This is a genomic window from Phocaeicola sp., from assembly GCF_048170425.1.
Classification (GTDB): domain Bacteria; phylum Bacteroidota; class Bacteroidia; order Bacteroidales; family Bacteroidaceae; genus Phocaeicola.
This window is the reverse complement of the sequence record NZ_DBEXBB010000188.1, coordinates 1-14,151: the sequence shown is the minus strand read 5'-3', so window position 1 is coordinate 14,151 and position 14,151 is coordinate 1. Positions and strand designations below refer to the sequence as shown.

At 44.5% G+C, this 14,151-nt stretch carries 8 protein-coding genes and 1 pseudogene; 8 read left to right on the top strand and 1 reads right to left on the bottom strand.

From position 1 onward, the window contains the following. Positions 1-64: 64 nt before the first annotated feature. The 3 genes from ACMJ0U_RS07325 to ACMJ0U_RS07315 all read left to right on the top strand — a co-directional run bounded on the left by ACMJ0U_RS07325 (position 65) and on the right by ACMJ0U_RS07315 (position 3,722). Positions 65-2,272 (top strand): alpha-galactosidase, encoded by a 2,208-nt coding sequence (locus tag ACMJ0U_RS07325; RefSeq protein ID WP_417129237.1) that lies wholly within the window; start codon positions 65-67, stop codon positions 2,270-2,272. 384 nt (positions 2,273-2,656) lie between these two features. After that, the gene (proC, locus tag ACMJ0U_RS07320; RefSeq protein WP_417129235.1) at positions 2,657-3,439 is read left to right on the top strand and encodes a pyrroline-5-carboxylate reductase; all 783 of its coding nucleotides are present in this window, start codon (positions 2,657-2,659) and stop codon (positions 3,437-3,439) included. Positions 3,440-3,494: 55 nt separating this feature from the next. Further along, positions 3,495-3,722 (top strand): hypothetical protein, encoded by a 228-nt coding sequence (locus ACMJ0U_RS07315; protein WP_007564347.1) that lies wholly within the window; start codon positions 3,495-3,497, stop codon positions 3,720-3,722. 3 nt (positions 3,723-3,725) lie between these two features. Here ACMJ0U_RS07315 and ACMJ0U_RS07310 read toward each other — a convergent pair whose 3' ends face one another. Further along, positions 3,726-5,075 carry an MATE family efflux transporter gene (locus ACMJ0U_RS07310; protein ID WP_417129233.1) on the bottom strand — a complete coding sequence of 450 codons (1,350 nt, stop codon included), beginning with the start codon at positions 5,073-5,075 and terminating at the stop codon, positions 3,726-3,728. Positions 5,076-5,252: 177 nt separating this feature from the next. Between ACMJ0U_RS07310 and ACMJ0U_RS07305 the strand changes: the two genes are divergently transcribed. The 5 genes and pseudogenes from ACMJ0U_RS07305 to ACMJ0U_RS07285 form a co-directional block, all read left to right on the top strand. Further along, on the top strand, positions 5,253-7,421 hold the full coding sequence (locus ACMJ0U_RS07305) for an alpha-N-acetylglucosaminidase (protein ID WP_417129232.1): 2,169 nt from the start codon (positions 5,253-5,255) through the stop codon (positions 7,419-7,421). 36 nt (positions 7,422-7,457) lie between these two features. Then, on the top strand, positions 7,458-8,525 hold the full coding sequence (locus tag ACMJ0U_RS07300) for an acyltransferase family protein (RefSeq protein WP_417129231.1): 1,068 nt from the start codon (positions 7,458-7,460) through the stop codon (positions 8,523-8,525). Positions 8,526-8,557: 32 nt separating this feature from the next. After that, a complete protein-coding gene (locus ACMJ0U_RS07295; protein WP_417129229.1) occupies positions 8,558-11,548 on the top strand; it encodes a SusC/RagA family TonB-linked outer membrane protein in 2,991 nt (996 codons plus the stop codon). A gap of 20 nt (positions 11,549-11,568) precedes the next feature. Then, on the top strand, positions 11,569-13,221 hold the full coding sequence (locus ACMJ0U_RS07290; RefSeq protein ID WP_417129228.1) for a RagB/SusD family nutrient uptake outer membrane protein: 1,653 nt from the start codon (positions 11,569-11,571) through the stop codon (positions 13,219-13,221). A gap of 122 nt (positions 13,222-13,343) precedes the next feature. After that, positions 13,344-14,151 (top strand): annotated as a pseudogene (locus ACMJ0U_RS07285) (glycoside hydrolase family 92 protein); the annotation flags it as partial.

The following is a 14,151-nucleotide window of genomic DNA, read 5'->3' as shown; positions in this document are numbered from 1 at the left end:
AACAACACCTATTTTTGCAGACAAATAAACAATTAAACAAAATCTATTATCAAAACTGAAAAGCATGAGTGCAAAAAGCAAACTTTATCTCTTAGCAGGCCTTTCTTTCTTGGCCGGAAATGCAATGGCACAGCACATATGTATTTCTACCCCTAACACATCGCTCGTACTGAGTGCTCCCGATGGCGGTGAGCTAAAGTATCTTTACTATGGAAGCAAACTGATTGAAACAGACTTGCAACACATCAATGAAGCATCTAATTGTAACCATACGGCTTACCCCGTATATGGAATGAATTGTCCGGGAGAAGCTGCCCTTTCTGTAAAGCATGCGGACGGAAACATGTCTACACAAATGGAAGTGGTAAACGTCAGCACCAATCAGGAAAACCAGTCTACATTAACGACCATCCACCTGAAAGACAAAGTATATCCGTTCTATGTAGATGTACATTACAAGGCATATCAGGATGTAGATATGATAGAAACTTGGACTGAGATAAGCCACTCAGAAAAAAAGCCAGTATATCTGAGCCAGTTCTCTTCTGCCTACTTACCCATTCGCAGAGGAAATGTATGGCTTTCACACCTGTCTGGTTCATGGGCAAACGAAGGACAATTGACACAAGAACCGCTACAGCCGGGAATGACCGTGATTAAAAATAAAGATGGGGTACGCAATTCACATACCTCACATGCAGAAGTGATGTTTTCACTCGATGGAAAACCACAGGAAAATACAGGAAGAGTCATTGGAGCCGCCCTTTGCTACACAGGCAACTACAAACTGAAAATTGATACCGACGACAGCGATTATCATCAGTTCTATGCCGGCATCAACGAAGAAAATTCCTCATACATGCTTTCTAAAAAAGAAGTGTTCCGCACGCCTGCCGTAGCCCTGACTTACAGCGACGAAGGGCTGAGCGGTGCAAGCCGTAATTTCCACAAATGGGGACGGACTTACAAACTGGCTCATGGAAATGTGGTTCGTGATATTTTATTGAACAGCTGGGAAGGTGTGTATTTCGACATCAACCAAAAAGGGATGGACCAGATGATGAGCGACATTGCTTCAATGGGAGGCGAGCTTTTCGTAATGGACGACGGATGGTTTGGTGACAAATATCCACGTAAAAACGACAGTTCTTCGCTGGGTGATTGGGTAACAGACAAAAACAAGCTTCCGGAAGGTATTGAAGGATTGATAAGAGATGCAAAGAAACATGGCATCAAGTTTGGTATCTGGATAGAACCGGAAATGGCAAACACGATTAGTGAGTTGTATGAAAAACATCCTGAATGGATACTGAAAGCTCCTCAGCGTGATCCGGTTCTTGGACGCGGAGGTACTCAGGTAGTACTCGACTTGGCGAATCCGGAGGTACAGGATTTCGTTTTCAAGGTTGTTGACGACTTGATGACACAGTACCCCGACATCGCTTACATCAAATGGGATGCCAACATGGCCATTATGAATCACGGCTCCAATTACCTGGCAGCTGACAAGCAAAGCCACATGTACATAGAATATCACAAAGGCTTTGAAAGTGTATGCCAACGTATCCGTGCCAAATATCCGGACTTAGTGATTCAGGCATGTGCCAGCGGAGGCGGTCGTGCCAACTATGGTTATCTTCCTTACTTTGATGAATTTTGGGTGAGCGACAACACGGATGCACTGCAACGCATCTACATGCAATGGGGAACATCTTATTTCTTCCCTGCCATTGCCATGGCTTCGCACATCAGTGCAGCTCCCAATCATCAGACTTTCCGCACCGTTCCACTTAAATACCGCATCGATGTGGCCATGAGCGGACGATTAGGAATGGAAATCCAGCCTAAAAACATGACCGATGAAGAAAAAGACCTGTGTCGCAAAGCAATAGCCGATTACAAGAAAATCCGTCCGGTAGTTCAATTAGGAAATATTTATCGTCTTGTTTCTCCATACGACCATCTGGGAGTAGCCTCCTTAATGTATAGCAGCCCGGAAAAAGACAAGGCTGTATTCTACTGGTGGAAGACAGAACACTTTGTCAATCAACACTTACCGCGTGTAACAATGGCCGGGCTTCATCCCGACAAGACTTACCGAATCACGGAGTTGAACAGGATTGACAATCAGCCGTTGCCCTTTGAAGGGAAAGTCTACAGTGGAACATTCCTGATGGAAAACGGCCTGGAAATTCCTTATACTCATCAGGTAGACTATCATAAATTAAATGATTATGCCAGCCGGGTATTGTATCTGGAAGAAGTAAAATAAATTGTACCATACATATAAATAAAAGCCGGACTTGCCACAAACGTAAGGAAGATCCGGCTTTTATCATATAAGAAAGTCCATATCAGGATACTAAACTCATAATATCATCCTCTAAGCTGCTTTACATTATTTATCGCACCTCCTTACACATTCTACATTCTCCTACGCAGAGCCCTACGTTTCCTGAACCTCAAACCTACGTTTTAGCATTGAAAAACCTACGTTTCTTTACGGAAAATGTAATACACACAAAGAGAACATTCCATTATTCCCGGCCGTTTTCCGAAAAACAATCTCACCTTTTCCAGTTAGAGTCAAAATAAGTTCCATTACATAGCCCAACTCTCATTTTTAATTATAACTTTGCGAATAAAGAACTCAAACTTGAAAGATATGAAAGTAGCTATCATCGGAGCCGGAAACATGGGAGGTGCCATTGCCCGTGGACTGGCCAACGGACATTATATTCAGGCACAAGAAATTTCGGTATCTAACCCCAGTGCCGGCAAACTGGAGGCACTGAAAGCGGAATATCCTGCCATTCACGTAACACATTCCAATAAAGAAGCAGCAGAAGATGCCGACATTATCATTATCGCTGTCAAACCGTGGAAAGTGGAAGAAGTGTTGAAACCGCTGAGATTAAGACAGCCACAAATTCTGGTTTCTGTGGCAGCTGGACTGACTTTTGAAGACCTGGCACATTTTGTAGATCCGGAGATGTCGATGTTTCGTGTCATTCCTAACACGGCCATTTCAGAAGGAGCCAGCATGACGTTGATTGCCGCACGTAATGCCTCAGAGGAACAAATCACTTCCATGACTGCCCTCTTCAATGAAATGGGACGTTCCATGCTGATTGAAGAAAAACAATTTGCTGCTGCCACCTCACTGACTTCCTGCGGTATTGCCTACGTGCTGAAATACGTACAAGCCGCCATGCAGGCAGGAGTAGAACTGGGTATCAAGCCACACGATGCACAGACCATGCTGGCACAAACATTGGAAGGAGCAGCCAAACTCTTGCTGAACAACGAAAATACGCATCCGGCCACCGAAATCGAGAAAGTCACGACTCCGGGAGGAATTACCATCAAGGGTATCAACTCGCTGGAGCACGACGGATTTACCTCGGCCGTTATTCACGCCATCAAGGCCAGCTTATAAAAACATCATGCGGGGAGCTTCGTGCTCCCTTTTTCATTACAAAACCTGAACCGACATGAAAAACAACATTCTTATCACCATGGGAATCCTTGTATTGCTGGGAGTGGCCGTACAGGGTTTGTTTGGCATCGTAGCCGGTGTATTCCTGTCTGCCATTTTAGGAATCATCTACGGAGCCGTCAAGAAGAACAAGCAGTTTCTGCGCTGGTCGGTCATCGCACTTACCATCGACATTATCTGCATCATTCTGTTCTATTTCTGCCTGATTCAATCGGACATGTAGCTTTTACTTCACAAAACCTTTTTTCGCCCATTTCAGGCTGTTCCATCGTTTCACAAAGATAAAGGCACGGATGTTCTCGTCGAGCAGGAAGGCACACCACATGCCGACCAGCCCCCAGCCCAGATGAATACCGAACAGATAGCTGAGTCCGACAGAGACCGTCCACTGTACAATCAGGCCGACATAGAACGGGAAATTCACGTCACCTGCCGAACGGAGGGCATTCGTGGCATAGATATTTACGGCACGCCCTATCTCTACGATGACATCGACAATGAGAATGGTCACTCCCAACCGGATAATATTCTCGTTGTCCGTCAGCATACTGAAGATTTTATGGCCGAATATGGCCCAGATGCACGAAAGTCCCAGCGATACTAAAATGGACAGACGCATGACGTACTTTCCCAACAGGTAAGCCGCACGTATCCGCTTCTGTCCCACCAGATGACCGATACTGATGGCTCCTCCTTGTGCCATGGCGATGGCAAAGAGATAGACAAACATAGTGGTATTCACCGTATAGGTTCGTGTAGCCAGTGAATCATTTCCCAGAATATTGATTAAATAGGTAATGACCACCTGCGAAAAGCTGTACGACATATTCTCTCCGGCAGAGGGGACTCCCACTTTCAGCAAGTTTTTCAGTTCTATCCATGGAAACGGTCGGAACAGAACCGTCTGGAAAGACGGGATGTGTTTTCTGAAGAGAATGACAAACAAGACAATCATGCTCACGCCACGGGCTATGGAGGTAGATATGGCCGCTCCTTCTGCTCCCATGGCAGGCAGACCGAACTTACCGAAAATCAGGGAATAGTTTCCGATAATGTTCATCACATTGACCAGCACCGTGACCAGCATGGGGTAAATGGCTTTGTTGGCACTACGCAAGGATGCGGAAATGGTCAGCGAGATAGCCTGGAAGAAAGCAAAGGCTCCCACAATCTCCATGTATCCGATACCATATTTCAGCAATTCCGGACGAAGTCCCATCCATCCCAATAATGTAGCTGCTCCATAATGCAGGATGGCACTGACCACAAGTCCCACGACCAGGTTCAGCAACAAAGACACGCCGACCACCTGCACCATCTTGTTCCTCATCCCTGCTCCCAGGTACTGCGAACACAGCACAGAAGTACCGATATTGATTACCTCAAAAATAAGGAAAGCAAACATTACAATCTGGTTCACCACCCCTACTGCTGCCACACTTTCATCGGAATACTGACTCAGCATAACGGTGTCGACAGCACCTAACATCATAATCAATAAGGTCTCGATAAAGATAGGAATCACGAGCTTCGTCAAGCCCTTCCGGATACCTGTTTGTTGAATTGCCTGTTCCACGTACTAACTCTCTAAAAAACGTGACAAAATTACAACATTTAGCCCGGAGAGTGTCTTGACATAGGTCAATTTAAGGGTGTAAAAACCACAATGCACTATTTTCTCCCTTTTCTTCACTATTTTCCCCCTCAAATTCCCGATAAAACATGATTTTTGTAATACTTAAAAATAATTATTATGAAAACCAAGCAATTTCTACTTATTGTATTAGCATGTCTTTGCTTCCCTTTTGCTCAATTATGGAGCAATCCCGTAAACGGACTTCTGGAAAGAATTGATCCGGGAGCTTCCAAGAAATTCATCCTGCAAGTAAAGAAAGGACCATCCGATTTCTTTGAACTTGACCAGAAAGGTGACAAGGTAGTCATTCGGGGGAATAATTATGTAAACATCGCTACCGGCTTGAACTGGTACCTGAAATATTACGCAGGCATTCATCTTTCATGGAACGGCATGACTGCCGAGTTGCCGGAAAGTTTGCCGAAAGTCTCTACTCCGGTACGCAAGGAAACCAACCTCTCTCTACGCTACGATTTCAACTATTGCACCTACTCCTACACCATGGCCTTTTGGGACTGGGAACGTTGGGAGAAAGAAATCGACTGGATGGCACTGCATGGCATCAATTTGCCACTGGCAGTAGTGGGTCAGGAATGTGTGTGGAAAAACATGCTCGAAAAGTTAGGTTATACGAAAGAAGAAATCAATAAATTCATTGCAGGACCTGCTTTCTTGGCATGGTGGGCCATGAACAACCTGGAAGGTTGGGGCGGTCCCAATCCTGACAGCTGGTACACACAGCAGGAAGCACTGCAAAAGAAAATTCTGAAACGCATGCGCGAATACGGCATCGAGCCGGTATTCCCGGGCTATTCCGGTATGGTACCTCACGATGCCAATAAGAAACTGGGACTGAACGTAACCGAACCAGCACTGTGGAACGGTTTTACGCGCCCCGCTTTCCTGAATCCAACTGATGCACGCTTCAATGAAATCGCTTCTTTATACTATAAGGAACTGGAGAGACTGTTCGGCAAAGCCAACTATTACTCCATGGACCCGTTCCATGAACTTGAAGATGCGGGAAGTGTGGATTTTGATGCTGCCGGGAAAGCCGTACTTAAAGCAATGAAAAATGTCAATCCGAAGGCTACATGGGTGATTCAAGGATGGACTGAAAACCCACGCCCGGAAATGATCAAGAACCTGAATAACGGAGACATCCTGATTCTGGACCTGTTCAGCGAATGCCGCCCGATGTGGGGCATTCCTTCTATCTGGAAACGTGAAAAAGGTTATGAGCAGCACGACTGGCTGTTCTGCATGATAGAGAACTTTGGAGGCAACGTGGGTCTGCACGGACGTATGGACCAGTTGCTGAACAATTTCTACCTCACCAAGAATAATCCGCTGGCTGCGCACCTGAAAGGTATCGGTCTGACCATGGAAGGCAGCGAAAACAATCCGGTGATGTTCGAACTGATGTGCGAACTTCCCTGGCGTCCGGAAAAGTTCACCAAGGAAGAATGGTTAAACGACTACCTCTTTGCCCGCTACGGCGTACGCGATGAGAAAATCACACAAGCCTGGAGCATTCTTGCCGATGGCATTTACAACTGCCCGTTTGGCAATAACCAGCAAGGGCCTCACGAATCCATTTTCTGCGGACGCCCCGGACTGAATAACTTCCAGGCATCCAGCTGGTCAAAAATGGAGAACTACTATGACCCGACCAGTACGGAAGCGGCAGCCCGCCTGATGCTGGAAGTAGCCGACAAATACAAAGGCAACAATAATTTTGAATACGATCTGGTAGACATTGTACGCCAGTCACTCTCTGACAGAGGCCGTATCGTCTACAACCAGACCATCGCCGACTTCAAGAGTTTTGACAAAAAGAACTTTGCAGCTCACTCACAAGAGTTCCTGAATATTCTGCTGGCACAAGACCGCTTGCTGGGCACAAGAAGTGAATTCCGCGTAGGACGCTGGATTGAACAAGCACGTAACGTGGGAACCACACCGGAGGAAAAAGATTTGTACGAATGGAACGCCCGCGTACAGATTACCACATGGGGAAACCGCGTATGTGCCAACGACGGAGGCCTTCGCGACTATGCACACAAGGAATGGAACGGTATCCTGAAAGACTTCTACTATAAACGCTGGGCAGCCTACTGGCAGACACTCCAGGATGTGCTCGACGGAAAACCGATGGTAGAACTGGACTACTACGCCATGGAAGAACCTTGGACACTCGCTCATAATCCGTATCCGGCAGAAGGAGAAGGAGACTGCATCAAGATAGCAAAAGAAGTTTTCAACGAGGTATTTAAAAATAAATAAAGGACTGGAAATAAGACTTTAAATCAGAAAAGCACCATGAAACGATTGCTGTCATTAGACATCTTACGCGGCATCACGGTATGCGGCATGATTCTGGTAAACAATGCCGGAGGCCCCGTTTCGTACGCACCGTTGCGCCATTCCGTATGGAACGGACTCACTCCGTGTGACCTGGTCTTCCCGTTCTTTCTGTTCATGGTCGGGATTTCCACTTACATCTCACTCCGAAAGTTCAACTTCCAGCCTTCAAAGGAAGTGGCAAAGAAGATTTTCCGCCGTATGTGCCTTATCATTCTCATCGGTCTAGGAATCGAATGGTTTGGATATGCCTGCGACGGTAATTTCTTCCCTGTCGACACGTTGCGTATCCCTGGCGTGTTGCAACGCATCGGTTTATGTTACGGTATTGTGTCCCTCATGGTAGTTTACCTAAATCACAAATACCTGCCATGGATTACAGCCGGATTATTGGTGGTTTATTCTGTCCTACTTCTTTGTGGAAATGGCTACGCCTGTGACGACACGAATCTCATCGCCATCATAGACAGGAGTATCTTCGGAGAAGCCCATCTTTACAAGAAGAGCCCGATAGACCCGGAAGGACTTATCGGCACAGTATCTTCCGTAGCCCACACGCTCATCGGATTTTTCTGTGGCAAGTTGTTGTTAGAAAAAACTTCCGTAAACCAACGGATTGTCAAACTCATCGCAGCTGCAGCCGTTATGCTGGTCATCGGCTATGTGCTTTCCATCTGGATGCCATTGAACAAACGAGTATGGTCAACGAGTTTCGTCCTCGTGACATGCGGATGGGGGGCTTTGCTACTGTCGGTACTGATGTATGTGATAGACGTGAAAAACATCAATAAAGGATGGACCTTCTTCCTGGTTTTCGGAATGAATCCTTTATTCCTTTATGTGCTCAGTGAAGTGGTAGCCATAGCATTCTCTCAATGGCACATTACCGAAATAATTTACAATGCCATTAACAGTATCATTCCGGATAAGTATTTTGCATCCCTCATTTATGCACTGCTTTTCTGTTCACTGATGTGTCTGACAGGCTATATCCTTCATCGCAAAAAAATCTATATCAAGATATGATTAAAAAACGAACCTTTTAAAAATCTAAGTTTATGTGTAAAGTACAATTGAAAAATGCAAGACTAAGGCCATTTGCTTTATTCATGGCTCTTTTTCTGATGAATGTCTCATGGGCATTCGCGCAGCTCACTGTTACAGGAAATGTACAAAGTACAACCGGTGAACCATTAATTGGTGTAAACGTAGTGGAAAAAGGCACTACCAATGGAACAGTAACCGACCTGGATGGTAATTACACACTTCGTGTAGCAAAAGGAAAAACCCTTGTATTCTCTTACATTGGTTTCTTGTCACAAGAAGTTGTGGTAAATAATGCAAAAGTCAATGTTACCTTGAAAGAAGATACAGAGACATTGGACGAAGTAGTGGTTATCGGTTACGGTAGCATGGCTCGTAAGGATGTAACCAGCTCTATCACCACAGTAAAGGCAGACCAGTTGAACGTCGGTGTATTCTCCGATGCAGCCAGCATGCTGCAAGGTAAAGTAGCCGGTTTGAACATCACTACTACTGGTGACCCGAACGGAACTCCAAGTATCACTCTCCGTGGTTCTTCTTCCTTGCGTACAGGTGAAGCCATGCAACCTTATTACGTAATCGACGGTATTCCAGGCGTAGACATCTCTATGGTTGCTCCCGACGATATTGAAAGTATCGACGTACTCCGCGATGCCACTGCAACTGCCATCTACGGATCTAAAGCAGCCAACGGTGTAATTATCATCAATACCAAGAAAGGTAAACATGGAGCAGAACGCACAAATGTAAGCTACAGTGGATATGTGGCTTTCGACAACATTCTCAACACATTGGATATGGCAACAGCTGACGACCTCCGTGCTTATGCTGAGGCAACTGGAACGACTTTAGCCAATGACATGGGCGCCAACACCAACTGGCAAGACGAAGTACTTCGTACTGCTATCAGTCATAACCATAACCTCTCTATTAACGGAGGTGCCGGTAAAACGACTTACATGGCCAGCCTTAATTTCCAGGACCGTGAGGGTGTCATTACAGGATCAAGCATGGACAGATTGAATGTACGTTCTTTGGTTACAACCAAAGTATTGAAAGACCGTCTGGAACTATCAGCTGGTGTAAATGCCAGATATGGAAAAGCAATTGGCGTTCCAATGAATAATGAAGGAGCATCTGTTCTTGATGCCATGAATTACTTCTCTCCGACACTTCCAGTAAGAAATGAAGACGGTTCATGGACAACAGGATCAGGTTCAAAGAACTACAACCCGATGTCGTTAATTTACGAAAATACCTCTGAAACAATTTACAAAAACACACAGTTACTAGGAAAAGCCAGTCTGGAAATCATAGAAGGCTTAAAGTGGAATGTCAACTACTCCTTTACCAACAACCAGCGTACTTACAGTGCCTATGATAGTCACAATACACAACTTGAAGGTATCAGTGCATATAATGGTCGTGCCACACGTAACACCTATTTTGGACACGAACATATCTTCGAAACTTACGGTAACTACGACACGACTTTCAACGATATCCACAAATTGTCAGTAATGGCAGGGTATTCTTGGGAAGAAAAGATGTCAAACGATGGGTTTGGTCTGACTGTACATGATTTCTACGATGACGTATTGAAATGGAACCAGCTTACTTATGCTAGTACAATTGATGGAATCCCAGCCATAGAAAGTGGAACAAAAGAAACTGTACGTAACATCTCATTCTATGGTCGTGCCAGCTATTCCTACAATAGCAAATACATGATTCAAGCAACAATCCGTCGAGATGGTTCTTCTGTATTTGGGAAAAACAATCAATGGGGTACCTTCCCTTCTGTCAGCATCGCATGGAATATCACTGAAGAAAACTTCATGAAGAACCAGAACTTGTTTGACAACTTGAAATTCCGTTTGGGTTATGGTGTCAGCGGTAATGCCCTGGGATTTGGTGCATACACAGCTGTGGCCACTTATGGAGCATCTGGATTCTTTGATTACAATGGGAAATCATGGCGTACGCTGGCGGCTACCAAAAATGCCAATCCAGACCTGAAATGGGAAACCACAGGCATGTTTAACGTAGGTCTTGATTATGGACTGTTCAATGGACGCCTCAGTGGTACGATTGAATTCTATAACAAAAAGACAAAAGACTTAATCTGGAATTATCCGGTTTCCACCAATCTTTATCCGTTTAGCGACATCGCTGCCAATGTAGGTGAAATTACCAACCAAGGTATTGAAGTTTCTATCAATGCGACTCCAGTTCAGACTAAAAACTTCACTTGGAATACTACGGTAACACTATCACACAACAAAAATACCGTAAATAAGCTGTCTAATGATAAGTTTAAAGTCGGTGTATTTACTCAAGGTGATCCGATGGTAGCTGGCGTATCATCAGAAGGCTATACCCAACGTATTATTGAAGGCGAACCTCTCGGAACATTCTTTACATACGAATTTGCAGGATTCAACGAAGCAGGTAAAGCTACTTATTACGAAAGAGATGAAAATACAGGTGAACGTACAGGTAACACAACTGAACAGCCTGGTTACAAAGACCGTGCAATCACAGGATGCGCGCAACCTAAGCTGAACTTCGGATGGAACAATACTTTCAACTACAAAAACTGGAATGCAACTATTTTCTTTACTGGAGTTTTCGGCAACGATATTTACAACGGTACACGTGCCAACTATATGAGTCCTGAAATGCTGGCAGGAGGCAAGAATGTGCTGAAGGAATTCCTCGAAAATCCTACGACTTCTGCAAGCCTTCCGTCAGATCGCTTCATTGAAAATGGTTCTTATCTCCGCTTGAGCACTCTTTCTTTGGGCTATACCTTCAAGAACTTCAATGGATGGTTGCAGAACCTACAGTTATATGTAACTTGCAACAACTTATTTACTATTACCGGCTATAAGGGACTCGACCCTGAAGTTAACATGGGTGGAATTGACCCCGGTGTAGACTATCGCTGGAGTGTTTATCCGCATACTCGCACTACAATGGTTGGTTTAAAGATTAACTTCTAATTTATCAAGACAATAAAATTATGAAAGCAAATATAAAATCTTTATTTTCTGTTTGTGCGGCTGTTCTTATTACCAGCTGTACAGATTTGGATGTAAAAGTAGAATCCCAATATACAGAATATCCTTCTGACAATGAGATTGCAATAGAGGCCAAGATGGCCGACGTATATTTCCAGATGCGCGACTGTTTTGGACGTCGGTACATGGAAGCACAATCTTTGTCAAGCGATGAATATACTGCAGTTTCATACGGTGGTGGCTGGTACGACAGCGGTGCGTATGCACACCCTAGTCTCCATGACTTTACGGCAGAAGATGCTACCATCGACTGGATGGGAACCCTGACTGGAGGATGTACGAAAGCCAATACCATCATCCGCGATTTAGGAGGTGATGAAGCCGGAGAAGTCATAGCTCCCGCACGTGCCATGCGCGCTTTTTTCCATTTCATTATGATGGACTGCTGGGGAGATGCTCCTATTCTTGACCATTTGCCTACCGATGGCGAATTAATTAACCGTTCACCACGTGCTGAAGTAGCAAGATTCATCGAAGAGGAACTAAAAGCAATCATTCCACAACTCACCGATGAAGTAAATGCCAACACTTACGGTAAGCCGACTAGATGGATGGCAGAAGCTCTCTTAATCAAACTATATATTAACTGGGCTGTTTACACAGCTGAATCTGTAGACAAGTATGATGCAGCTACAGCTACCAATTCAAAACTGAACGACTGTATCGCACTTTGTGATGACATCATCACAAAAGGAAAATTCAATCTTGGTTCCATGTCTTACCAAAAGAAATTTGGTCCAGATAATGGCTCACATGTAGAAGACTTTATCTATGCCATGCCGTATGACACTTATACTGCTACAGGCATGCAATATGGACGTGCTCGTACTTGGAAAAAAGCTGGAGACGTTGAACTCAGTTATTATGGCATGAAACTGAGTAGTTCTGCGGGTGGTTATATCACCATGACACCGGAATTTGCATCACTATTTGAAGATCCGGGAAAAGCTGGCGACCGCGCAAAAAGTGTACTGATGGGACCTGTCTATGTTTATAATTCACAAACCTATGAACCAACTTCCGAACCTGCATTAGATCATAATGGAAATCAAATCGTACTTACTAAAGATATTACGCTTGATGACCCGAATGACGTCCAATTAGGTGTAGGTGATGACATCGAAGGATATAACCAAGGATATCGTTCCGTGAAATTCTTTGTTATCGATGATGATTTCAAAAACAGCAGAAACCAGTCTAACGACCTTCCTATCTTCCGTTATGCCGATATCTTATTAACCAAAGCAGAAGCTATCCTTCGCGGTGGCAACGCCACTAATGGTGATACTCCAGTAAGCCTGATGAATCAAATCCGTGCATACGTGCACGCTGATGACGTCAATGCCGGACTAAGCAATGAAGAACTTTTGGAAGAGTTATACGATGAACGTGGACGTGAATTCTTTGATGAAAACTGGCGCAGAAACGATATGATTCGTTTCGGTCACTTCGAAGATGAGTTCTTCCCTCACTATCATGACTTCCCGACTGCAAACTTCGACAAGACACGCCGTATCTTCCCGTTGCACAGAGATATGCTGAATACCAACCCGAACTGGGAACAAAATCCGGGATATCCTGAATATCATAACTAATTATTCATTATCAACCATCGGTGAGGATTCCTCCTCACCGATGGTTAAGCCTAAACCTAATAAAAGTTATACAGAATTGTACTCCTTATATACAGAACTGCAATCACGTAGACTTTAAATACATGAAAACACATTTTTCTACATTATTCAAAACTCTAATCTACGGAGCAGTCACTCCATTGATTATTTCATGTACTAACGGACAGACAACCCAAAATCTTTCGTTATACATCGACACAAGAGTCGGTACAGCAGCCAGCACCACTCACACTGCCGGTATGTTTGGAAAACACACGGAGGAATACGGACAGACGCTGCCTGCCGTACTGGAACCCAATGGAATGAACTTCTGGACCCCACAGACACAGGATACCGAAGTAAAATGCATTGCACCCTATTATTACCGTGACTCCTTGTTCCAAGGTTTCCGTAATTCGCACTGGATTGTAGGAGGATGCACACAGGATTACGGTTCTATGACATTGTCAGCGTTATTCGAATCATTACGCTGTACACCCAAAAAAAGAGGAACTCGTTTCTCACATGAACAGGAAACAGCTACCCCTTCCTACTATTCCGTTACTTTGCCCGAAGAACACCTTCAAGCTGAAATGACAGGCCGTTCACGGTCTGCAATTTTCCGCTTTACCTACCAGAAGGCAGGAAAAGCATATCTCATCGTGAATCCTAACAGCGATGAAGGAGAGGGATATATTGAAATTGATACCCTTCAAAAACGTATTTACGGATACAATCCCGTACACCGCATTTATCAGGGCTGGGGAGAAGCTGCCGGATACAGCGGTCATTTTATTGTGGACTATCAAAAGGAACCTTGTGAATTTGGAACTTTCCATGAAGACAATGTGTTCCCGGGACAAACCCAAATTAAGAACGAAAAAAATATCGGAAGCTCTAGAGGCTTTCACG

What these genes read in the sequence shown, in the direction of transcription:
- ACMJ0U_RS07325 (WP_417129237.1), top strand. Translation starts at nt 65, where the DNA reads ATGAGTGCAAAAAGCAAACTTTATCTCTTAGCAGGCCTTTCTTTCTTG.
- ACMJ0U_RS07315 (WP_007564347.1), top strand. Translation starts at nt 3,495, where the DNA reads ATGAAAAACAACATTCTTATCACCATGGGAATCCTTGTATTGCTGGGA.
- ACMJ0U_RS07305 (WP_417129232.1), top strand. Translation starts at nt 5,253, where the DNA reads ATGAAAACCAAGCAATTTCTACTTATTGTATTAGCATGTCTTTGCTTC.
- ACMJ0U_RS07300 (WP_417129231.1), top strand. Translation starts at nt 7,458, where the DNA reads ATGAAACGATTGCTGTCATTAGACATCTTACGCGGCATCACGGTATGC.
- ACMJ0U_RS07295 (WP_417129229.1), top strand. Translation starts at nt 8,558, where the DNA reads ATGTGTAAAGTACAATTGAAAAATGCAAGACTAAGGCCATTTGCTTTA.
- ACMJ0U_RS07290 (WP_417129228.1), top strand. Translation starts at nt 11,569, where the DNA reads ATGAAAGCAAATATAAAATCTTTATTTTCTGTTTGTGCGGCTGTTCTT.